Raw genomic sequence first — 21,805 nt, 5'->3', positions numbered from 1 at the left:
TGGAAGGGAACCGCATAGGTATGTCAGACGACCTGAAGCGCGGGCTGGAAGGCGTCCTCGTCGCCGAATCAGAGCTTAGTTACATCGACGGTGACGCCGGAAAACTGGTCTACCGCGGGTACCCGATCGAGTCCCTGGCCCGTGAAGCGTCCTACGAAGAAGTCGTCTATCTGTTGTGGCACGGCGAACTTCCGACCGCCGAGGAACTCGCCGATTTCGAGTCGTGGATGGCCGGGACAAGATCGCTGAACGACGAGGTGCTCTCGGAGATCCGGAAACTGGCGGAGGCCGACGAGGTGCCGATGGCGGCGCTCCGTACCATCGTCTCGTCGCTGTCGGCGTACGACGAGGACGCCGACCACGAGGACGTGACGGATCTCGAAGCGAACCTCCGGATGGCGTGTCGCATCACGGCCAAGATTCCGACCGCACTCGCCGCCTTCGAGCGGTTCCGGAACGGCGACGACGCGCTCGAGCCGCGCGAAGACCTCAGCCACGCCGCGAACTTCCTCTATATGCTCAACGGCGAAGAGCCCGACGAGGTGCTCGCAGAGACGTTCGATATGGCGCTCGTCCTCCACGCCGACCACGGCCTGAACGCCTCGACGTTCTCGGCGCTCGTGACCGCCTCGACGCTGTCTGATCTCCACAGCGCCGTCACCTCGGCCATCGGGACCCTCGCCGGATCGCTTCACGGCGGTGCGAACGCCAACGTGATGCGGATGCTCAAAGAGGTCGACGAGAGCGACGTCGACCCGACGACGTGGGTCGAAAACGCCCTCGACGAGGGACGGCGGATCCCCGGGTTCGGCCACCGCGTCTACGACGTCAAGGATCCGCGCGCGAAGATCCTCGGCGAGAAGTCGAAGGCGCTCGCGGAAGCCGCGGGCGACACGAAGTGGTACGACTGCTCTGTCGCCATCGAGGACTACATCACCGAGGAGAAGGGCCTCGCGCCCAACGTCGACTTCTACTCGGCGTCGACGTACTACCAGATGGGCATCCCGATCGACATCTACACGCCCATCTTCGCGATGTCGCGCGTTGCCGGCTGGATCGCCCACGTCCTCGAACAGTACGACAACAACCGCCTGATCCGTCCGCGGGCGCGCTACGTCGGGCCGAAAGACCTCGACTTCCCGGCGCTCGACGAGCGGTAACGTAGACGCCTCCCGTTACACTTCTTCGACGACGCGTCCGTGTCCCAGAAGTTCCGTGGCTGTTCCAGCACAGAGGCTTTGCAGGCCCGCTCTGCGGGCAACGAAAACGGTGAATCGCCCGACTGCGGCCAATTTCCGGCAGACGTGCGACAGACAACCGTCAGACAGCGGCCGGGAGGGCGTCGCTGTCGGCCGATTTCACTTTCACCGTGCGTGGGGGATATTTATGTACTTCGCGGGTGCATAGACAAGTGCACGTCACACGCGTGCATTCCCCCTTTCCCCTTCAACGCCTCTGAGCGACAGCGCCGTCCGTCGGTGGCAGTTTCACCCGTGAGGCGGGCCCCTCTCGATCGTAGAGGCCCGGCCAGGACGCGTGCGGGCGACAGAGACAGCCGTACAGTCGACAGTATTAGGCCCGCCGCCGGGGAACGGTCGTCCATATGCTCTCTCTCGCTGACGTCGAGGCCGCGCGCGACCGGATCGAAGACATCGCCCGGTGGACGCCGCTGGAGTACTCGCACACGTTCTCGGATATGACCGGTGCGGACGTACACCTGAAGCTCGAAACGTTCCAGCGCACCGGCGCGTTCAAGATCCGTGGGGCGACGAACCGGATCGCGACGCTCTCGGCGGCCGAGCGCGAGGCGGGCGTCGTCACGGCGAGCGCGGGGAACCACGCCCAGGGGGTCGCGCTCGCTGCCAGTCGCTCGGGCGTCGACTCGAAGATCGTGATGCCGGAGCACGCGCCGATCTCGAAGGTTGAAGCGACCGAGCGCTACGGCGGGCAGACGGTGCTCTACGGGGCGGACTACGACGAAGCGCAGGCGAAAGCCCACGAGATCGAACGCGAGGAGGGCCGAACGTACGTCCACGCGTTCAACGACGAGGTGGTGATGGCGGGACAGGGGACGATCGGGCTGGAGATCGTCGACGACTGCCCCGAGGTCGACACCGTCGTCGTCCCCATCGGCGGCGGCGGGCTCATCTCCGGCATCGCGACCGCGGTGAAGGGCCGGAATCCGGACGCGCGAGTGATCGGTGTCCAGGCCGAGGGCGCGGCGTCGCTCCCGCAATCACTCCAGGCCGGCGAGATCCGCGAACTCGACGCGGTGAACACGATCGCCGACGGGATCGCCACCCGGAAGGTCGGCGAGCGCCCCTTCGAGGTCATCCAACAGCGCGTCGACGAGGTCGTCACCGTCTCCGACGAGGAGATCGCCGTCGCACTGACGTACCTGCTGGAGCGCGAGAAGACGCTCGTCGAGGGGGCGGGGGCCGTCCCGCTCGCGGCACTGCTGTTCGAGGCGTTCGACTACGAGGACGGCGAGACGATCGTCCCGGCGCTCTGCGGGGGCAACATCGACACGAATCAGTTGACGACTGTCCTCGTGCGCGGGCTCGTCGAGACGGGGCGCTACCTGAAGGTCCGGACCGTGCTGCGCGACCGTCCCGGCGCGCTGCAGGACCTCGTCGAGATAATCGCCGATCAGCGGGCGAACATCTACGCGATCCAGCACGACCGGACGTCCCGGGACGTCGCGATGAACGAGGCCGACGTCGAGATCGACATCGAAACGCGCGGGCACGAACACATCGAGGAACTGCTCGTAGCACTCCGTGCGGCAGGCTACGACGTCGACGTGCTGGCCTAGCAGCCCCGTGTAAATATAAGCGAGGCAAACCTTCTCATTCGGTGAGAACCAACGGCCGACACAATCCCGCGTAGCGAGTAGCCACCAGTACCCAAGAGTCGTCGGCGGTCCGTGGCCTCTCGTCCGTCAGTACGTCGGCGGTGGGTCGGACGGTCCACCGGTAGTCGAATCCGAAATACGAACGAAATCCGAACGCCACTCGGTGCACGCGCGTATGCCGCGTGCGTGCGACACCTCACCATCAATGATCGAACCCGCCCTCGCGAGTAGACTTCAGTTCGCGCTCACGACGATCGTCCACATCATCTTTCCCGTGATGAGTATGGGGCTCGCCCCCTTTCTCGTCTACTTCACGTGGAAAGACATCCGGACCGGAGAACCGATTTACGAGCAACTGCGGCGTTTCTGGACGAAGATCTTCGCGATCAGTTTCGTCGTCGGGACGGTGACGGGGATCGTCTTGGAGTTCGAGTTCGGGACGAACTTCGCCGCGTTCTCGACGGCCGCCGGCGAGTTGTTCGGCGGTCCACTCGCCGTCGAAGGGATGATGGCGTTTATGCTCGAGGCGACGTTCCTCGGCATCTTCGTCTTCGGTCGCGAGCGCGTCGGCAACGTCCTGTATATGGTCTCCGCCGTCGCGGTCGCGCTCGGCACGTGGCTATCGGCGGTCTGGATCCTGATCGCCAACTCCTGGATGCAGACGCCCCGGGGCTACGAGTTGGTGACCGAGAACGGCCAGATGATCGTCTCGCTCGTCGACCCGATCGCGGCGTACGCCAACCCACGGTTCCCGTGGATGTACGTCCACATGCAGAACGCGGCCGTCCTCTCGGTCGCGCTGTTTATGGCCGGCGTCGCCGCCTACCACCTGTTCCGGCACTACCACTGGGAGTACCCCGTCGATCACCCGCAGTTCTGGGAGAAGACGCTGAAGATCGCGCTGGTCGTCTTGATCATCACCGCGCCGTTTCAGGTGCTCCACGGCGACGCCTACGGACGACACGTCGCCGAAACCCAACCGCAGAAGTTCGCTGCGATGGAAGCGGTCTGGGAGACCGAGAGCTACGTCCCCGAGTACATCATCGCGGTGCCGACGAACCTCGAAGACCTGACGAACCCACGCGCAAAGGAGATATTCGGGATCGGGATCCCTGGCGGCGCGTCCTGGCTCGCAAGCGGGGGTGATCCGAGCGCCGAAATTATAGGCCTAAACGAGTTCGAGACGGAAGCACCCCCGGTCGCGATCGTCTTCTGGTCGTTCCGCATAATGGTCGGACTCGGCTTCTGGTTCGTCCTCTTGGCCTTCTGGGCGGGCTACCGCTGGTGGCGCGGCCAGTTGCTCGAAGACGACCTGTTGCACAAGTCGCTGATGGCGTCGTCACTGCTGGGTATCCTCGCCGTCGAAGTCGGCTGGATCGTGACCGAGGTCGGCAGACAGCCGTGGGTGATCCAAGGCGTGATGAAGACCGCCGACGGCGTCTCCCCCGGACTGACCGGCTTCGAGGCGACGCTGACGCTCGTCAGTTTCGCGGCCGTCTACCTCGGACTGCTGGCGCTGTACAGCTACGTCGTCTTCCGGATCGTGCGGGCCGGGCCGCCGAGCATTACGCCGGACGCACCCGAGACCGACGTGGTCCGCGAGGAGACGGGGGCAGGACCGAAGCCCGCCGGAGGCGACGATGACTGAGCCGGGGGCGACAGTCGGGTTCGCCGCGGGTGCAACAGGACGAGAAGCAGCCGCGACACTCGACCCCGGATTCGCGCTCCAGACAGGGGGACTCGCCGACGGCCCGCTGTTCGGGCTCCCGCTGACAGAGCTGTGGTACGGGCTGGTCTTCTTCATCCTCGGGACGTTTCTGTTCCTCGATGGCTTCGATTTCGGCGTCGGCGCGATCTTCGTCACCCGAAGTGAGGAGTCCGCTCGCGAGCAGTTGCTGGCGGCGATCGGCCCCTTCTGGGACGGCAACGAGGTGTGGCTCGTCGTCTTCGGCGGGGCGCTTTTCGCCGCCTTTCCGGCCGTGTACGCCAACCTGTTCAGTCGCCATTACCTCCTGATGTTCGCCATCCTGGGCGCGCTCATCGTTCGCGGACTCGCGCCGGAGATGTACGAACAGCGGCACGACGAGACCTGGCAGCGCTGGTGGGGCCGGGCGTTCGTCGTCGGCAGCGTGGCGGCACCCCTCCTTTTGGGGATCTTCGCTGGCAACTGGCTGCTGGGATCGACGGCGCTCGTCTCGCTCCCCTCGCTGGTCGTCGGCGTCGCGCTGGTCGCGCTCTCGACTGCCGGCGGGGCCGCGTTTCTCGGATTGAAGACCCGCGGACGACTCCAGCAGGAGACGGCGGCGTACGGCCCGAAAGCGCTCGTGGCGTATCTCGCGCTCGTCGTCGTCGCCGTCGGCTACCTGTTCGCGACGCGGCCGGACCTCCGGGGCGATCTGCTCTCACCGGTCGCGCTCGGTCTCGTCGGGGCGAGCGTCGTCCTCGGTGCGGGCTACGTCGTCGCGATGCGCCGCGAGTCCTACGTCGGTGCGCTGGCAGCGACGGCCGGGCTCACCTACGGACTGGTGGCGCTGGTCGCGGCACTCCTGTATCCCGTGATCGACCCGGTCGCGGGGCTGACCGTCGCCGACGCGATCGTCTCGACGCTCCCGCTGAATCTGATGAGCATCGGGGCGGCGCTGTTGCTCCCACTGATCTTCGCGTACTTCGTCGTCCTCTACGCGGCGTTCTGGGGACCGGTGGAGGAAGGCGAAGGATACGCCGGCGAGTAGTCGCCGCCGCGCAGCGAGAGATTTTAGACGACGCGACGGCGATGTCCCGTCGTGAACCGAACTGCGTCGGCACTACTGTGGGGGCTCGTCGGGACGCTCGCGTTTCTCGTTCTCGTCCAGGGCTACCGGCTGCTCGTCGGAGCGCTGGGATTGGACTTCCTCACGGCGTCCGGGGTCGCCCTCCTCGTCGGCGGCGTCGTGACCGCCGCGTCCTACGTCGCCGAACCCCGGTTGGCGGCGAAGGGAAGGACTTAAACGACTCAGTAGGCTACCTCAGACCGAGCCGGGATGGCCGAGTGGTAAGGCGCACGCCTGGAAAGCGTGTTCCCTCTGGGATCCAGGGTTCAAATCCCTGTCCCGGCGTTTTTCCTGCGATCCAACGTCCGAGAGTGATCTGTCCGGCGTTCACCGCCGCGTCCGGGAGTTGTGTGGTACTAATTGGCACAGGCACAAAGTTAATCACTGTGGGAGACATCAACACGGTTGACAATGCCTGACACGAAATCTGGACGGGAGCGAAAGGGGCGGAACAAGCGCAACCAGCTCCAAGAAGAACTCTACGATGAGGAGATCGAAGCGCTCGAAACCGACGAGGATCTCCCCCCGTTCGAGCCGTCGAGCGATCGGCCGTTTGTCGCCGACGAACTGCCAGACAGGGAGTGATAGGGACTATCGTAGGTCTCCATAGATTTCTCGCCGGACGATACGGCGAGAATCTCCGAACAGTTACGATAATCCCTATGAGCAACGAGGACTTCTTTTCAGGTACGGGATTATCGCTGTCACGGCGGAGGCGACCCACTACGAACGCGCGGCAAGTGATGCCCACGCAGTGGCTTCGCACTCGCGTCGCGCACGAAACGCCTAAAGCCCGCAAGAAGTATGACGACGGGAGACAGCGTCGGGAGCCAAAGCCGTGCGAAAATAGCCCGCTCAGCGGGGGCGTGAAGAAGTATATAAATAACCGTCGGACACCTGGATTCGAACAGTATTATGTGACACTTTCCCACACACAAACATCGGCTGATAGTAGCCATCTGGCCTCGATGCGACGGTTCTCGGGAGATGCGTTCGCCGGACAGTGAGAACCCGATAGCGAAGTTTTTATATAGAATCACAAACAATCGAACGATGTCTATGAGTCAGCGAATGCAGCAGGGTCAGCCGATGATCATTATGGGCGAGGACGCCCAGCGCGTCAAGGACCGCGACGCGCAGGAGTACAACATTCAGGCCGCTCGTGCCGTCGCTGAAGCCGTACGATCGACACTCGGCCCGAAAGGGATGGACAAGATGCTCGTCGATTCGATGGGAGACGTCACCATCACGAACGACGGCGTCACCATCCTCCAGGAGATGGACATCGACAACCCGACGGCCGAGATGATCGTCGAAGTCGCCGAGACCCAGGAAGACGAGGCCGGCGACGGCACGACGACCGCCGTCGCGATCGCGGGTGAACTCCTGAAGAACGCCGAGGACCTCCTCGATCAGGACATCCACCCGACGGCGATCATCAAGGGCTTCCACCTCGCGAGCCAGGAAGCGCGCTCTGCAGTCGACGACATCGCCGAGTCGGTCGAGCCCGACGACACCGAGCTCCTGCAGAAGGTCGCCGAGACCTCGATGACCGGCAAGAGCTCCGAGCTCAGCAAGGACCTCCTCGCACAGCTCATCGTCGAGACCGTCGAGGCCGTGACGGTCGAAGCCGACGACGGCTCCTACATCGTCGACCTGGCGAACGCGAACATCGAGACACAGACCGGTCGCTCGACCGGTGACTCCGAACTGCTCAACGGCGCAGTCATCGACAAGGACCCCGTCCACGACGATATGCCCTCGTCGTTCGACGAGGCGAGCGTCCTGCTCCTCAACGAGCCGATCGAGGTCGAAGAGACCGACGTCGACACGCAGGTCAACATCGAATCGCCCGACCAGCTCCAGAAGTTCCTCGATCAGGAGGAAAAAGAGCTCAAACAGAAGGTCCAGCAGATCGTCGACTCCGGTGCCGACGTCGTCTTCTGTCAGAAGGGCATCGACGACCTCGCACAGCACTACCTCGCGAAGGAGGGCATCCTCGCGGTCCGCCGGACGAAGAAGTCCGACATCGCGTTCCTCCGCGACGTCGTCGGCGGCAACGTCGTCTCCGACCTCGACAGCCTCACCGAAGACGATCTCGGATACGGCTCGGTCAGCCGTGACGGCGAGGACGAACTGTTCTACGTCGAAGGACTCGGCGACGAGGCCCACGGCGTCACGCTGCTGCTGCGCGGCTCCACCGATCACGTCGTCGACGAGATCGAACGCGGCGTCACGGACGCTCTCGACGTCGTCTCGACGACGGTCTCCGACGGCCGCGTCGTCGCGGGCGGCGGTGCCATCGAGGTCGAAGTCGCTCGTCGGCTCCGCAGCTACGCCGGCTCCGTCGGCGGCCGCGAACAGCTCGCCGTCGAAGCCTTCGCCGACGCGCTCGAACTCGTCCCGCGCGTCCTCGCGGAGAACGCCGGACTCGACTCCATCGACACGCTCGTCAAGCTCCGTGAGGCCCACGAGGACGGCGACGTCCGCGCCGGCCTGAACGTCTTCAGCGGCGACGTCGAGGACACCTTCGAGGCCGGCGTCGTCGAGCCCGCACACGCCAAAGAGCAGGCGCTCTCGTCTGCCACCGAGGCCGCGAACCTCGTCCTCAAGATCGACGACATCATCGCCGCCGACGAACTGAGCACCAGCGGCGACGGCGACGAGGAAGGCGGCGCCCCCGGTGGCGGAATGGGCGGTATGGGCGGAATGGGTGGAATGGGCGGCGCGATGTGACGTCCGTCTGAGGACACCCACCACCCCCCGACACACCGAGCATCGCTGTCTCACCGTCGGCTGACGCGGTCCGCAGCCGATCTCTCGATCGTCGAGCATCTGCTTACTCTTGTGTCGATCGTCGAACTTCTGCTTACTCGTGCGTCGCTCGCTCGACGCCGTCGCGCTCGGCCCCTATTCCCGAGTCAGTCCATTGTGGCGGATCCACTTGTGGCGGCCCGATCGAAGCACATTCAGGCCCGCCGCAACGCGGCCCACGACCCAGGGCGTGTGACCCCGGACCCACGTTCCGTCGTCAGGTGATATTCCGTCGTCCAATTCGGCGAGGAGCATATAGGTTGTAGTAAAATCTGTATTTTCCCTCTAAATCAGATTCTGATTCGATTATAGTATGAATTAAGTGCGGACACTTCGAAGCGCAAGTATGGAGACGCTTCTGTTGAACGGTACGGACGTCCGCGAGAACGCCGCGATGGCGGAGCTCGTCCCCGCCATCGAGGACGCGTTCGCCGCCTTCGAGCGCGGCGACGCACAGATGCCGCCGAAATCCTACATCGATCTCCCGGCGTACAACGGCGATTTCCGGTCGATGCCGGCGTATCTGGACGCAGGCACGTGGGACGCCGCGGGCATCAAGTGGGTGAACGTCCACCCGGACAACCCCGAGAAGTTCGACCTCCCGACGGTGCTGGGGACGATGATCTACTCCGACCCCGAGACCGCCGTCCCGCTCGCAGTGATGGACGGCCGAGAGCTCACGATGCTCCGGACCGGCGCGGCGGCCGCTGTCGCGACCGACCACCTCGCCGTTCCCGACGCCACGTCGCTCGGAATCGTCGGCGCCGGCGTCCAGTCTTACACACAGTTACGCGCCATCTCGCAGGTGCGTGACATCGAGACGGTCGTGATCTCCGACCTCGACGAGGAGCGCGTCGCCGATTTCATCGACGCCTTCGAGGACGAGTTCGACGTCCACGCGGGATCGATCGAGGACGCCGCGTCCTGCGACGTGCTCTCGACGGTCACCCCGGTCGAGTCGCCGATCGTCTCCCGCGACGCCGTCGGCGACCACACCCACATCAACGCGATGGGTGCCGACGCCGAGGGGAAACACGAACTCGACGACGAGATCCTCCTCGATTCGAAGCTAGTCATCGACGACTACGAGCAGACGACCCACTCGGGGGAGATCAATGTCCCTTGGAGCGAGGGCGTCCTCGACGACGACGACATCTACGGCTCCGTCGGCGAGATCGTCACCGAAAAGAAACCCGGCCGAACCGCAGCAGACGGGATCTCCGTCTTCGACTCGACGGGACTCGCGATCCAGGACGTCGCGGCCGCCCACATCGTTTACGAGCACGCCACGGAGAACGACAACGGCTACCCGTTCGATCTGTTCGGCCTGAGCGAGTAGTTCGGAGCGGCGACGAGCGAGCGACGTCCGCGGCGTCCGTCCGGTAGCTTTTACAGAGCCGACGACGCGGACCACGTATGGTGTGGGTACGTTCGGAGTACGCGGGGCCGCTGGCGGTCGTCTCGACGTGGTTAGCCGCGCTCGTGCCCTGGAACGTCACGTACTCCAGCGGCGTCTCCGGCGGCTCGGTGCTGTTCGTTCGCTTCCCGTTCTTCCAGATCCGCTACGCGTTCGGCGTGCCTGTCGCCCGTCGCGTCAGCGTCTCGGATCCGCTCTCGGCGGTGGCGTTTCAGGCCGGACAGACGATCCAGGCGGCGTATCAGGTCTGGGCGGTCGGTGCGGCCGTCCTCGCCATAGCGGTCGTCGTCGCCGCCGCGTACTATCACGACGAGGCGCGCGTGGAATCGGGCCCCCTCGACCCAGTTCGATTGCTCGGCGGCCTCCTGGCGCTCTCGGGCGTCGTGCTCGCGGGCGCGACGTACCTGCTCGCGACGCGCGGCTTCCCCGGCGTCCCGCTGCCGATCGGCGTCGTCTTCTTGCTCCTATTCGGCGGCGTGCTGCTGACCGTCGATCGGGAGTAGCAGCCTGTGTTCGGAACGCTCGCCTGGTGTCGGCCGGGCGAAACGAAAACGGCAAATAGTCACTGTTCGGATGGTTGAGGTAATGAGTGAGTCGGGAGCGGATGCAGTCTGCGTGTTACACGTCGAACCCGATCCGCAGTTCAGAGAGCTCACCGAGACGTTCCTGGAGCGCCAACAGAACTCGTTCAGGGTGACGGCTGCCGCCGGCGCCGACGCGGCGCTCGACCGGCTCGATGCGGACGTCGACTGCATTGTCTCTGACTACGACCTCCCGGGCCAGGACGGAATCGAGTTGCTCCGGACCGTCCGGTCGGAGTATCCGGACCTCCCGTTCGTGCTGTTTACCAGTCAGGGCTCGGAGACGATCGCCAGCGACGCGATCGCGGCCGGCGTCACCGACTACTTGCAGAAGGGGACGACCCCAGAGCGGTTCGAGTTACTGGCCAACCGCGTCCGCAACGCGGTGTCGGCCTACGAGTCCGAGCGAGCGGCGAAAGAGCACCACCAGCGACTGCAGCAGGTGATGAAGACCGTGCCGACGGCGATCACGCGGGTCAATCGCGACGGCGAGATCGTCTTTGCGAACGAACGCGCGCAGTCGAACCTGGGGTTCGAGCCGAACGAGGTGACCGAGCGGACGTACAACGACTCGAAGTGGGAGATCAGAGATCTCGACGGCGATCCGATCCCCGACGAGGAGTTGCCCTTCCAGCAGGTGCTGCAGTCGGGCGAACGGATCGAAGGATACCGACACACCATCGTGTGGCCCGACGGGGAGCGTCGCGTCGTCGAGATCAACGGCGCACCGCTGTTCGACGACGACGGCGAGGTCGAGGGCATCGTCTTCTCGAACACCGACGTCACGACGCAGACCGAACGTGAACGAGCGCTCCAGCGGGAGCGCGACCGACTCGACAATTTCTCTAGCGTGGTCTCACACGACCTTCGAAATCCGTTGAACGTGGCGAGCCTCAGCCTCGAACTCGCAAAAGAGGAGTGTGACAGCGACCACCTGGGGCGCGCCGATCGCGCGCTCGATCGGATGGAGCGGCTCATCGACGACCTGCTGGCACTTGCGCACACGGACGATCTCGTCGACAGCATCGAACCGATCGAGATCGAGCGCGTTGTCACCCAGTGCTGGCGAAACGTGCAGACAGAGGAAGCACGGCTCGAATTACAGACGAGCGCGCGAATCTGTGGGGATCGAAGCCAGCTCCGCCGGGCGTTCGAGAACCTGTTCCGGAACGCGATCGAACACGCTGGCGACGGTGTCACCGTCACTGTCGGTGCTCTCCCGGACGAAGACGGGCTGTACGTCGCCGACGACGGAGCCGGCTTCGACGCGGGAGACGACGATCGAGTGTTCGAGAGCGGATACTCGACACAGCGGACCGGTACGGGCTTTGGCCTCGCGATCGTAGAGAGCATCATAGAGGCCCACGGAGGGGAGGTACGCGCAACCCCCAGCGAGGATGGCGGGGCACGGTTCGAGATTGTAGGCCTCGAATGCGACTGTTGAGGCCTCCCGCCTCCGATCGCAGACCGCCCATCCGCACGGCCGACAGTATAAGTCGCTTCGCCTGAAAGAGTCGGCACACGCGGAACCACGCAGCTATGGGGGACCCAGACTCGAATCGAAGTGCGGGGACACACGCGACCCACGAGCGAACCGCCTCTCCAACCGGCGGGCGTACCGGAGACGATTCCGGCAGCGTACAGAACGGCGAGAGCGACGCGCCACTCCGAGCGGACGGCGGTTCGCTCGCTGCGACCGTCGAGGCGCTGACGGACGACTCCGAGGGACCCGTCGGCGACCTGCGAGAGCGGATCCAGCGCGCCATCGACGTCCTGCGAGGATCGTCGATCGACGTCCGTCCGTACCGCCCGGAAGACGGCAACTTCGCTGCATTCGACACGCCCGCCGGCGAGGAGATCGTCGACCGCTACTGGGTGAACGCGCCGTACGCCTACGTCGTCATCACCTACGACGACGAGGACAGCGAGCACTACTACTACGCGATCGAACCCGAACTCGACGAGTTCGAGGCCGAGCTCCTCGCGCGCGCCCGAGTCGACATCAGGGACCCGCTCCTGTACCGCACCGACGAGGAACCGACCGCAGAGGAGACGCTCCGAGACGAGCTCAAGGAACTGCTGGAACGGTACGGCGTCGACGTGTCGATGCTGACGTTCCACACGTTGCTGTACTACCTGGCTCGCGACTTCCGGGGGTTCGGCCGCATCGATCCCCTGATGCACGACCCCCACATCGAGGACATCTCCTGTGACGGCTACGACCTCCCGATCTTCGTCTACCACGACGAGTACACCGACGTGGAGACGAACGTCGTCTTCGGCTCTGAAGACCTCGACGACTTCGTGATCCGACTCGCCCAGGAGTCCGGGCGGCACATCAGCGTCGGCGACCCCGTCGTCGGGACGACGCTCCCGGACGGGTCGCGGATCGAACTCGCACTCGGCGAGGAAGTCACACCGCGCGGATCGGCGTTCACGATCCGAAAGTACGCAGAAGAGCCGTTCACGCCCGTCGATCTCGTCAACTACGGGACGTTCTCCGTCGAGGAGATGGCGTATCTCTGGCTCTGCATCGAGAACAACAAGAGCCTCATCTTCGCCGGCGGGACCGCTTCGGGCAAGACGACGTCGATGAACGCCGTCTCGATGTTCATCCCACCGCGCGCGAAGGTGCTGACGATCGAGGACACCCGCGAGCTATCGCTGTATCACGACAACTGGCTCTCGTCGGTCACCAGAGAGCGGCTTCACGAGGGGGCCGACATCGATATGTACGACCTGCTGCGGTCTGCGCTCCGGCACCGCCCGGAGTTCATCATCGTCGGCGAGGTCCGTGGGAACGAGGCCGTGACGCTGTTTCAGGCGATGAACACGGGTCACACGACGTTCTCGACGATGCACGCAGACAGCATCGAAACGGTGATCAACCGACTGGAGAACGAGCCGATCAACGTCCCGCGTGCGATGGTGCAGTCGCTCGATCTCCTCTGTGTCCAGACGCTCACGCGCGTCGGTGGCGAGCGCGTCCGCCGCTCGAAGGCGATCGGCGAAATCGGCGAAATCGACCAGCGGACCGGCGAACTCGACTACTCGCGGGCGTTCACCTGGCAGCCGGAGGCGGACGCGTTCCGGCAGTCGGACTCGAACCTCATCGACGAGATCCAACGTGAGCGGGGCTGGAGCCGGACCGAGCTGAAACGCGAGCTGAACCGCCGAGAGCGGTTCATCCGACTGCTCGCGGAGTTGGATACGACCGACTACCGCGAGTTCACCGCGCTGGTCAACGAGTACTACGCCAACCCCGAGCGCGTGATGGACCGCCTCGAAGCCGCCGAGGAGTCGTCCGGCGAGCACGCCGACGTCGTCGTCGGAGCCGACGGCCTGCACGGCGAGGAGGCGAGCGTCGATGGCGGCGATTGAACTGCTCGGCTACGCGCCGCTCGTCGTCGTAACGCTGCTCGCGCTCCCGGTCGCGCTCGTGCCGTTCAGCCCACGGGCGCGTCTCGTCGTCTCCCGGCTGGCGCTACCGATCTTCGGGCGGTACGTCGCCGAGTCGAGCGCGAAGCGACAGCAGCAGATCGAGCGGATGCGAGCCGCGTTCGTCGGCGAGAGCCACCGCGTGTTCGCCTCCCAGACGCTGTTAGTCGCGGCCGTCGCGGGCATCGCCGGAAGCGTCTACGGCGTCTATCTAGGGGCGCTGATACTGCGCTCGCTCGCCGTCAGTCCCGAAGTGATCAGATCGACGCTCCCGGGACCGCTGGGCTTTCTCGCGGCGATCGTCAACGTCCCGGACCTCTCGCTGCTCCAGTTGTTCGCGTTGTTGTTCGTTTCGAGTGCGACCGTCGGGGCGGCACTCGCGGTCGGGACCTACTGGGGCCGCTGGACGTATCTCGATCAGCGTGCCCGCGCTCGCGGCATCGAGATCGACGCGACCCTCCCCCGAACGGTCGCTTTCGTGTACGCGCTCTCGCGGTCCGGGATGCCGTTCCAGGCGGTGTTGCGGACGCTCTCGGAGAATCAGGACGTCTACGGGGAGGCGTCGCGAGAACTCGGGGTCAGCGTTCGCGATATGAACGCCTTCGGGACTGACATCCTGACCGCGTTACACAGCACGGCGAGCCGGACCCCGAGCGAGAACCTCGAGGAGTTCACCGAAAACCTCGCGAGCGTCCTCTCGTCGGGGCAGAGCGTCTCAGCATTCCTGCGCGAACAGTACGAGCGATTCCAGGAGGAGGCCGAAGCCCAACAGCGACAGTACCTGGAACTCCTCTCGACGTTCGCGGAGGTGTACGTCACCGTCCTCGTCGCCGGACCGCTTTTTTTCATCACCGTCCTCGTCGTCGTCGGCCTCGTCATTCAGGACACACTCACGCTCGTCCGACTCGTGGGCTACGCCGCGATCCCGCTCTTGACGTTCGGCTTCGTCGTCTACGTCGACAGTATGACCGAGGGCCTGAACGTCCCGGGAGGCGGCGGCGGGGACACCGACCCCACGAACGTCGGCAGCGCACGCGGGAGCCGCCACGACGGGTCAACACAGGCAGACAGCGACGCCGTCGAGGTCACCGACGGCGGATCCGTACGTGACCGAACCGGGGCGGACGCCGAGAACTGGGCACGGCTTGCGGTCTACGATCAGATCGGCTCGGTCCGACAGACGCTGTCGAATCCCGTCGGGACACTCCTTCGGAACCCGACGTATACGCTGCTTCTCACCGGTCCGGTCGGACTCCTGATCATCGGGCTCTCGATCGACAGCGCCGTACTGGAGGCAGTCGGCGGGATCCTGGTGGGTACGCCGGGAGCGCTCACGCGACTCGTCGAATTGCTCGACGGGGCGATCGTTCAGGCGACGATTCTCGTCCTCGGTGGCATCGCCCTCGCACACGAGATCCAGAAACGGCGGCTGCGCGCAATCGAGGCGGAGATGCCCGACTTCCTCGACCGGATGGCGAGTATCAACGAGGCGGGCGTCACCATCGTCGGCTGTCTGAACCGGCTCTCGGACGCCGAACTCGGACGGCTCGGCGACGAGATCGGCCGGGTGTGGCGGGACATCCAGTGGGGCGCCAGCGTCGGCGAAGCGCTCACCGGGTTAGAGCAGCGGACGGGCACGCCGACGGTGTCGCGTGCAGTGACACTCATCAAGAACGCGATGGCCGCAAGCGGCGACATCAGTCCGGTACTCCACATCGCCGCCGACGAGGCCCAAGAGACCCGGCGGCTTCGGCGCGAGCGTCGCCAGGAGATGCTGACGTACCTCGTCGTCATCTACGTCTCGTTTCTCGTCTTCCTCGGGATCATCATCGCGCTGACGGTTTCGTTCATCCCGGCGATCGAAGCCGCGAGTCAGTCCGCCGGGGGCTCGACTAACCAGATCGGCGGCGTCGACACCGGCGTCCTCGGCGGCTTCCAGACGGTCAACACGGACGCCTACGAACTGCTCTTCTTCCACACGGCGGCGATCCAGGGCATCTGTTCGGGCATCGTCGCCGGACAGTTAGGAGAAGGGAGCGTCGCGGACGGGCTGAAGCACGCGGCCGTGTTGCTGACGCTGACGTACGTGGTCTTCGCACTGCTGTAAACGGACATCGCGGCGTAACAGTGGCAGTGGCAATGGCGGCGGCGTAACAGTGGTAGTGACGGATCGTCGCTGTGCGCTGGGCATCACTCTCTGAATCGACCTGCCGTTGCCTGTCCACCGGACCGTCGGTGCTTTGTGTGCCCGCCGCCTCGCGTTGGTATGGACGACGAGCGGACGGCGACGCCCGAACCGGTCACAGAGACGTACGACCGGATCGCAGAGCACTTCGCGTCGACGCGGGAGTACCCGTGGCCCGAAGTGGCGGCGTTTCTCGGCCGCGACGTGGGCGGCGACCTCGCTGACGACGCAGCGGCGCTCGCCGACGGTGCCGCGCCGGCGTTAGAGCGCGTCCGATCGGCAGCCGACGACGCAGGGGGGGTCGGGCTGGACCTCGGCTGTGGAAACGGTCGCCACGCCGAGCTGCTAGCCGACGACGTCGAACGCGTCGTCGGCGCCGACGCCAGTCGCGGGCTCCTGGGGACCGCTCGCGAGCGGGCACAGGACCACGAATTCGACGATTCGCTCCATCTCGTGCAGGCAGACGCAGCGGGGCTTCCGCTTCGATCCGGCGTCGTCGACGTCGCGGTCTACGTCGCGACGCTGCATCACTTGCGCACGCGGGACCAGCGCGTCGCGAGCCTCTCGGAGTTGGCCCGCGTGCTCGCACCGGGCGGCCGCGCTATCGTCAGCGTCTGGTCGACCGCACACGACCGATTCGAGGCGACATCGGGGTTCGATACGACCGTCGAGTGGACGCTCCCCGGTGGCGAGCGCGTCCCTCGGTACTACCACATCTACGACCCGGCGGAGTTCGAATCCGACCTGGCCGCGAGCGACCTGCAAACCGTCGACAGCGTCGTCTCCAGCGGGAACTGCTACGCCGTGGTAGAGGCCGGAGCGAGGACACGGTCCGACAGCTAACCGCGCGCGAGAGCGAGTGACCGGGTGCGAGCGGGGGAACAGATATACTCGTTCCTGTGTACTGTCTACTATGGGTCGTCGTGTCACACGGCGTGACTTTCTTGCGGGACTGACCGCTCCCGTTGCAGCGGGGGCGATCCCCGGAATCACGCGTGCCCAGTCCGAGAGCGACGCCGGTGGGTTCACTCCGATAGAGCACGGCTACGGGTTTCGGAACTGGGGGGTCAAAGACCAGTACTTCGACTCCCCGCCCGCCCCGACGCAAGCGAAGATCCGCGAGCGGATCCGGACGAAGTGGGTCGAACAGGCTCGGGCCGTCCTCGGACTCGACGTCGGCGCACTCTCGCGGGCGATGGTGAGTGCGGTCGCCACGCAACTCCGCGCGGCAGTGGTACAGCGGGCGGGAACGAACGGACACTGCTACGGGATGGCGCTGACGGCCCAGCGGTACTTCGAGCGACCGGAGACTATCCCCGTCAACCGGCGGCGCGCGAGCGAGATCGAAGTCCCGACGGTTCCGGTCGACGAACCGATCGCCCCGGTGTACGACGAAATCGTACAGCGGCAGGCCGATCAGTATCTCCGGTTTCGGGCGTTTCTCGCACGGCAGGCGATCCTGTATCGTGACTGGATCGACACGGAAGCCATCCTCCGGGACGTCGGGAACGTCATCGAGCGGTTCGGGACCGCGACGCTCATCCTCTTCAACAACACCCTGCTCTCGCATCAGGTGCTGGCGTACGGCTTCGAGGACCGCGGCGACAGCGTGGTCGTTCCGATCTACGATCCCAACCTCCCCGCCTCGGCGTATCGGCGGCGCTCACCGCGGTTAGAGTTCGAACGCGACGGCGAGTCCGTCTCGATGCATCAGTACGGCCAGTACACGGGGATGCTGTTCAGTCGGTACGATCGGATCGAAGACGCAGCCGACCGCACCGCGCCGACGCCGATGGATCACGTCACTGTCGACCAGAGGAGGGTCCGAGAGTCGCTGTTCCCGTTCACGCTCGTTGTCGCGACCTCAGAGGACGTCGATCTCACCGTCGTCGGTCCCGGCGGGAGCCAGATCGGACGCATCCGCGGCGTGTACACGGACCGAAGTCGCGGCGAGTACGGGCGGGTGCGGAGCCAGCACGGAGCGGAACCGGGGACCTACCGGATCAGCGTGTTCGGAACCGCCGACACCGAGTACGAACTGACAGCGATGGTGACCGACGCGGACGGGGCGTCCGTGAACGCGGCGCGGACCGAGACGATTCGGACAGGTGACGAACACGAGTACGACCTCGAAGTCACACAGGAGGGAGCGGGGGGCCTCCGCAGGGTTCGTACCGACCGAAATCTGCCGGCACTCGTGGGAACGGGTGTCGCCGGAGTCGCCGCCGGAGCCGTCGGCTATCGGACAGTGAAGCGCCTGCGGGAGCGCGACCGCCACGAATCGTGAGTCGTTTCGGAGGCTGTTCGGAGCAGAGACAGCGACGGCATAGCGACCGAGAGCGGCGGCAGCCGTCCTGGCCGGCCGACGCCTCTTGAACGGTTCGCGGGTGGTCGGTCGCGGCGCACTCGAACTCTGCGTTTAAGTCGGAGCGACCGCTATCAGGAGACGAATGAGCGAGACAGAGGACGTACGCGACTACGAAGTAGTCGTCGTCGGTGGCGGTCCGGCGGGTATCCAGACCGCCCTGTACACGACCCGACTGGGCCACGATACGGTTGTCGTCGACCGCGGGGGCGGCCGGGCAGCGATGATGCTGGACACGCACAACGTCATCGGCGTCCCCGAGCACACCTCGGGCAACGAATTCCTCCAGACGGCGCAAGAACAGATCGAATCGTACGGCGCCGACGTCGTCCGCGACTTCATCGTCGAGGCCGAACGGACCGACGACGGTCGCTTCCGGCTCGTCGGCAACGACGCGGAGTTCCGCGCCGACCGCGTCGTCCTCGGCGTCGGATTCAACGACGATCGCCCCGACCCGCCCGTACCGCGGACCGGCAAGGGACTGCACTACTGTCTCCACTGTGACGCGTATATGTTCATCGACCGTCCGGTCTACGTGATGGGGACGGGCGAGGCGGCCGCCCACGTCGCGATGATTATGCTCAACTTCACCGACGACGTGGATATCCTGCTCCGCGGCGACGCGCCCGAGTGGAGCGACGAAACCGACGAACAGCTCCGCGGGCACCCGATCGGCATCGTCGAGGCCGAGATCACCGGGATGCAGAAGAGCGACGACGGCTGGCTGAAGGCCTTCGAGTTCGACGACGGGACCGTCCGCCAGTACCGCGGCGGGTTCCCGATGTACGGTTCGAACTACAACGACGCGCTCGCAGAGCAGTTGGGCTGCGAGCTGAACGACGACGGCACGGTGGTCGTCAGCGACAGTATGGAGACGACCGTCGAGGGCGTCTACGCCGTCGGCGACATCACGCCCGGACACAATCAGATTCCGGTCGCGATGGGCAAAGGCGCTCAGGCGGGCATCGACATCCACTACGGCCTCCGGGAGTTCCCGCGTGATCTCAAGACGCTCCGGGCGACCGGCCCCGTCGGCGCCGACGAAGTGCCGAGTTCCGGTGGTCGCGTCCGCGCCGCCGCCGCGGAGTTCGAGGAGGCGCGCGCGCCGCCGATCGAACCCGCCGATCCCGAACCGGCCGACGACGACTGATACTGTCCGACAGTATGACCCTCTCTCGTTCGGACCTGTCGAACACAGTACCCTGCTGGGAACCAGTACGCCGAGCGACGACTCCAAAGGGTAACACCCTTATTTGGGGACCGGGAACGGATGAGTGAAGGTCGTCACCGCGCGGTCGTGGTGATCGATCCGGACGAGCGCCGGTGGTCTAGTGGTAGGACCTGAGCCTTCCAAGCTCATGGCCCGGGTTCAAATCCCGGCCGGCGCATTTTCTGCCGAACGAAGTGAGGCGAAAATCGTCCAGAGGGATTTGAACTAGCGAGCGACCGGGGGGAGCGAGTGAAGTTCACAATCCCGGCCGGCGCATTTTCCCGAACACCGCGAGCGAGGAGCGGTAGCGACGAGCGAGCCGTGAGGGAAATGCAACTCGACCGGATTTGAATCAGGGAGCAAATCTTCGATTTGCGACCGTGGTTCACAATCCCGGCCGGCGCATTTCTGCTGCGAACGAACTGATCAGAGAAATTGCCAAGGGAGATTTGAGCGAGACGAGTCGCAGCCTGCGAGCGAAGCGAGCGAGAACGGGGCGTCGCGACCGAACCGCGCTCACTCTGCGTCCGCTTTGTACGCCTTGAGGAACACGTCGTGGGTGTCGCGTCGGAGGTAGATCGGTTCGACCTCGAACCCCGCGCCGTAGAACACGCGGACGAGGTCGGTGAGCGACCAGGCGTCGAGGTAGTCCTGGAAGACGTCGTCGGGGCGCTTCCGCTGGAACGTCGTCGGGAGGTGTGCCTCCAAGTAGACGAGACGGCACTCCTCGCGCGCCAGCAGTTCTTCGAGCGCCTTGACCACGTCGAGTTCGGCTCCGAACACGTCGATCTTGACGACAGTCGGGAGTGGAATCGTCTCGTCGTCGAGGATGTCGCGGGCGTCGACCGTCTCGAATCCGGCCGCGTCACTGTTGCCGAGCAGACCGACGCGTCCTTGATGAGAGTGGTAGCCGTCGCCTGCCTGCTGGCTGATGGCCGTCTCCGAGAGAATGACGTTCGAGCGCTCTCCGGTGGACGTTCTGAGTTGGGACGCTCCGTCTCCCGGTTCGAAGGCGACGACTGTCCCCTCAGTGAGGTACGCCGCGACCGGTCGGGTGAAGATACCGACGTGTGCACCCACGTCGTAGAAGACGTCGTCCCGCCGTAGATTCGCGAACAGGTCTGCGAACACCGGCCGTTCGTCCGAGACGGCCGCTTCCAGGCCGGTGCCGACGTCGATGTCGTACCGTAGTTGCCACCACAGGGCAGTCAGCGCTCCGACGGCGTACCACCAGGCGTGTTTCGCGAGCGAGCGCGGCCCGCGCTTGCGGAGCACGTGGAACGCCCGACTGACGAGCGACGGGGTCTGGGTGCTCATTGCCCCACCTCCGCGCGGCCCGCCGTCCATCCTATGGAGAGCGTGTCGCCTCTCATCGTTTCCGTGCGACGAAACCGGTCCACGGGAACCACTTGAAGAAGATGTCGACGTCCCGGTCGACGTCGAACCCCGCGTCGGTGAGGATATCCTCGTACTCGGCGACGGTCAGCGGCCGGAGTTGCCCACGGAGCGTCTTCGCCTTCCCGATGATCTCCTCCTCGGTAAGGCCCTGGCTGGCCTTGAAGTCCCAGTACTCCTCGTTCCAGATGTCCTGGAACTGCGAGGACCGGGCCCGCGTCTTCTCGGCGAAGACGAACGCGCCGCCGTATTCGAGGTCGTCGTAGATCTGCTGGACGAGCTCTCGCCGGTCCTCCTCGCGGACGAAACTCATCGTGAACAGGCTGATGACCATCGACGCCCCGGGGAACGACATATGTGAGGAGACGTCGGCCTGCAGGAAATCGACGTTCGGGCAGTCACCGATGCGTTCCCGCGCGCGATCCAGCATCGGGGCCTGGATGTCGATGCCGATGAACGATGGCGGCCCTTCCGTCCCGTAGCGATTGACGAGCTGTTCGATGGTCGTCCCCGTCGCACAGCCGAGATCGTAGACTTTCTCTTCGCCCTCTGATTGGAGGAACCAGTCGGCCAGATCGACGACCTGCGATTGGACCTGTTCGTAGAGCGGGATCGACTTCCGGACGTGTGCGTCGAACTCCTCGGCGACCTGCTCGTCGAACGTCCACCCACCCTCGCTCTGTTCGAGACTGCCATCCACCGTCGTCTTCTCTTGCATAGTTGTGGATCTGCCGAC

The 21,805-nt window shown here is 65.1% G+C and carries 17 protein-coding genes and 2 tRNA genes; 17 read left to right on the top strand and 2 right to left on the bottom strand.

Going from position 1 to position 21,805, the window contains the following annotated elements; all coding sequences use genetic code 11:
* Positions 1-20: 20 nt before the first annotated feature.
* The 17 genes from citZ to RBH22_RS00105 all read left to right on the top strand — a co-directional run bounded on the left by citZ (position 21) and on the right by RBH22_RS00105 (position 19,852).
* Complete coding sequence (gene citZ / locus RBH22_RS00185; protein WP_256546402.1) at positions 21-1,160, top strand: citrate synthase; 1,140 nt, start codon at positions 21-23, stop codon at positions 1,158-1,160.
* 443 nt (positions 1,161-1,603) lie between these two features.
* Positions 1,604-2,815 carry a threonine ammonia-lyase gene (gene ilvA / locus RBH22_RS00180; RefSeq protein ID WP_306676143.1) on the top strand — a complete coding sequence of 404 codons (1,212 nt, stop codon included), beginning with the start codon at positions 1,604-1,606 and terminating at the stop codon, positions 2,813-2,815.
* Positions 2,816-3,059: 244 nt separating this feature from the next.
* Positions 3,060-4,502 carry a cytochrome ubiquinol oxidase subunit I gene (locus RBH22_RS00175; RefSeq protein WP_306676142.1) on the top strand — a complete coding sequence of 481 codons (1,443 nt, stop codon included), beginning with the start codon at positions 3,060-3,062 and terminating at the stop codon, positions 4,500-4,502.
* Entirely contained in the window at positions 4,495-5,586 is a 1,092-nt protein-coding gene (locus RBH22_RS00170) for a cytochrome d ubiquinol oxidase subunit II (RefSeq protein WP_306676141.1), read from the top strand. The genes RBH22_RS00175 and RBH22_RS00170 overlap by 8 nt, the downstream gene beginning before the upstream one ends.
* Positions 5,587-5,637: 51 nt before the next feature.
* Positions 5,638-5,841, top strand: a complete 204-nt coding sequence (locus tag RBH22_RS00165) for a hypothetical protein (protein ID WP_121568952.1) — start codon at positions 5,638-5,640, stop codon at positions 5,839-5,841.
* Positions 5,842-5,868: 27 nt separating this feature from the next.
* Positions 5,869-5,949 (top strand) — tRNA-Ser (locus RBH22_RS00160).
* Between the two features lie 126 nt (positions 5,950-6,075).
* The gene (locus tag RBH22_RS00155) at positions 6,076-6,249 is read left to right on the top strand and encodes a hypothetical protein (RefSeq protein ID WP_199723018.1); all 174 of its coding nucleotides are present in this window, start codon (positions 6,076-6,078) and stop codon (positions 6,247-6,249) included.
* Positions 6,250-6,753: 504 nt separating this feature from the next.
* Positions 6,754-8,400 (top strand): thermosome subunit beta, encoded by a 1,647-nt coding sequence (thsB, locus tag RBH22_RS00150; RefSeq protein ID WP_256288405.1) that lies wholly within the window; start codon positions 6,754-6,756, stop codon positions 8,398-8,400.
* A gap of 424 nt (positions 8,401-8,824) precedes the next feature.
* Positions 8,825-9,817 carry an ornithine cyclodeaminase family protein gene (locus RBH22_RS00145; protein ID WP_306676140.1) on the top strand — a complete coding sequence of 331 codons (993 nt, stop codon included), beginning with the start codon at positions 8,825-8,827 and terminating at the stop codon, positions 9,815-9,817.
* A 77-nt stretch (positions 9,818-9,894) separates the two neighbouring features.
* A complete protein-coding gene (locus RBH22_RS00140) occupies positions 9,895-10,398 on the top strand; it encodes a hypothetical protein (RefSeq protein ID WP_306676139.1) in 504 nt (167 codons plus the stop codon).
* Between the two features lie 82 nt (positions 10,399-10,480).
* Positions 10,481-11,920, top strand: a complete 1,440-nt coding sequence (locus tag RBH22_RS00135; RefSeq protein WP_306676138.1) for an ATP-binding protein — start codon at positions 10,481-10,483, stop codon at positions 11,918-11,920.
* 95 nt (positions 11,921-12,015) lie between these two features.
* Positions 12,016-13,857 (top strand): type II/IV secretion system ATPase subunit, encoded by a 1,842-nt coding sequence (locus RBH22_RS00130; RefSeq protein WP_306676137.1) that lies wholly within the window; start codon positions 12,016-12,018, stop codon positions 13,855-13,857.
* Positions 13,844-16,021: a type II secretion system F family protein gene (locus tag RBH22_RS00125; protein ID WP_306676136.1), complete on the top strand. Its 2,178-nt coding sequence runs from the start codon at positions 13,844-13,846 to the stop codon at positions 16,019-16,021. The genes RBH22_RS00130 and RBH22_RS00125 overlap by 14 nt, the downstream gene beginning before the upstream one ends.
* Before the next feature lie 159 nt (positions 16,022-16,180).
* Positions 16,181-16,942, top strand: a complete 762-nt coding sequence (locus tag RBH22_RS00120; RefSeq protein WP_256546394.1) for a class I SAM-dependent methyltransferase — start codon at positions 16,181-16,183, stop codon at positions 16,940-16,942.
* A 70-nt stretch (positions 16,943-17,012) separates the two neighbouring features.
* Positions 17,013-18,386, top strand: a complete 1,374-nt coding sequence (locus RBH22_RS00115) for a hypothetical protein (RefSeq protein WP_306676135.1) — start codon at positions 17,013-17,015, stop codon at positions 18,384-18,386.
* Positions 18,387-18,549: 163 nt separating this feature from the next.
* Positions 18,550-19,614 carry an NAD(P)/FAD-dependent oxidoreductase gene (locus RBH22_RS00110; RefSeq protein ID WP_306676134.1) on the top strand — a complete coding sequence of 355 codons (1,065 nt, stop codon included), beginning with the start codon at positions 18,550-18,552 and terminating at the stop codon, positions 19,612-19,614.
* Positions 19,615-19,781: 167 nt separating this feature from the next.
* Positions 19,782-19,852: transfer RNA gene (locus RBH22_RS00105), tRNA-Gly, on the top strand.
* Positions 19,853-20,190: 338 nt separating this feature from the next.
* Here RBH22_RS00105 and RBH22_RS00100 read toward each other — a convergent pair.
* Together RBH22_RS00100 and RBH22_RS00095 are read right to left on the bottom strand one after the other, a co-directional pair.
* On the bottom strand, positions 20,191-20,991 hold the full coding sequence (locus tag RBH22_RS00100; protein ID WP_256546391.1) for an FkbM family methyltransferase: 801 nt from the start codon (positions 20,989-20,991) through the stop codon (positions 20,191-20,193).
* A gap of 52 nt (positions 20,992-21,043) precedes the next feature.
* Positions 21,044-21,787 (bottom strand): methyltransferase domain-containing protein, encoded by a 744-nt coding sequence (locus tag RBH22_RS00095; RefSeq protein ID WP_256287784.1) that lies wholly within the window; start codon positions 21,785-21,787, stop codon positions 21,044-21,046.
* Between the last annotated feature and the right edge of the window lie 18 nt (positions 21,788-21,805).

Source organism: Halobellus sp. H-GB7 (assembly GCF_030848585.1).
Classification (GTDB): domain Archaea; phylum Halobacteriota; class Halobacteria; order Halobacteriales; family Haloferacaceae; genus Haloquadratum; species Haloquadratum inordinatus.
The sequence above is the reverse complement of the archived record's forward strand: the minus strand, read 5'-3'. Positions and strand labels throughout refer to the sequence as shown.

Coding starts and splice junctions, on each gene's coding strand:
- RBH22_RS00170 (WP_306676141.1), top strand. CDS start 4,495: ATGACTGAGCCGGGGGCGACAGTCGGGTTCGCCGCGGGTGCAACAGGA.
- ilvA (WP_306676143.1), top strand. CDS start 1,604: ATGCTCTCTCTCGCTGACGTCGAGGCCGCGCGCGACCGGATCGAAGAC.
- citZ (WP_256546402.1), top strand. CDS start 21: ATGTCAGACGACCTGAAGCGCGGGCTGGAAGGCGTCCTCGTCGCCGAA.
- thsB (WP_256288405.1), top strand. CDS start 6,754: ATGATCATTATGGGCGAGGACGCCCAGCGCGTCAAGGACCGCGACGCG.
- RBH22_RS00125 (WP_306676136.1), top strand. CDS start 13,844: ATGGCGGCGATTGAACTGCTCGGCTACGCGCCGCTCGTCGTCGTAACG.
- RBH22_RS00120 (WP_256546394.1), top strand. CDS start 16,181: ATGGACGACGAGCGGACGGCGACGCCCGAACCGGTCACAGAGACGTAC.
- RBH22_RS00175 (WP_306676142.1), top strand. CDS start 3,060: ATGATCGAACCCGCCCTCGCGAGTAGACTTCAGTTCGCGCTCACGACG.
- RBH22_RS00095 (WP_256287784.1), bottom strand. CDS start 21,787: ATGCAAGAGAAGACGACGGTGGATGGCAGTCTCGAACAGAGCGAGGGT.
- RBH22_RS00155 (WP_199723018.1), top strand. CDS start 6,076: ATGCCTGACACGAAATCTGGACGGGAGCGAAAGGGGCGGAACAAGCGC.
- RBH22_RS00135 (WP_306676138.1), top strand. CDS start 10,481: ATGAGTGAGTCGGGAGCGGATGCAGTCTGCGTGTTACACGTCGAACCC.
- RBH22_RS00130 (WP_306676137.1), top strand. CDS start 12,016: ATGGGGGACCCAGACTCGAATCGAAGTGCGGGGACACACGCGACCCAC.
- RBH22_RS00140 (WP_306676139.1), top strand. CDS start 9,895: ATGGTGTGGGTACGTTCGGAGTACGCGGGGCCGCTGGCGGTCGTCTCG.
- RBH22_RS00110 (WP_306676134.1), top strand. CDS start 18,550: ATGAGCGAGACAGAGGACGTACGCGACTACGAAGTAGTCGTCGTCGGT.
- RBH22_RS00100 (WP_256546391.1), bottom strand. CDS start 20,991: ATGAGCACCCAGACCCCGTCGCTCGTCAGTCGGGCGTTCCACGTGCTC.
- RBH22_RS00145 (WP_306676140.1), top strand. CDS start 8,825: ATGGAGACGCTTCTGTTGAACGGTACGGACGTCCGCGAGAACGCCGCG.
- RBH22_RS00115 (WP_306676135.1), top strand. CDS start 17,013: ATGGGTCGTCGTGTCACACGGCGTGACTTTCTTGCGGGACTGACCGCT.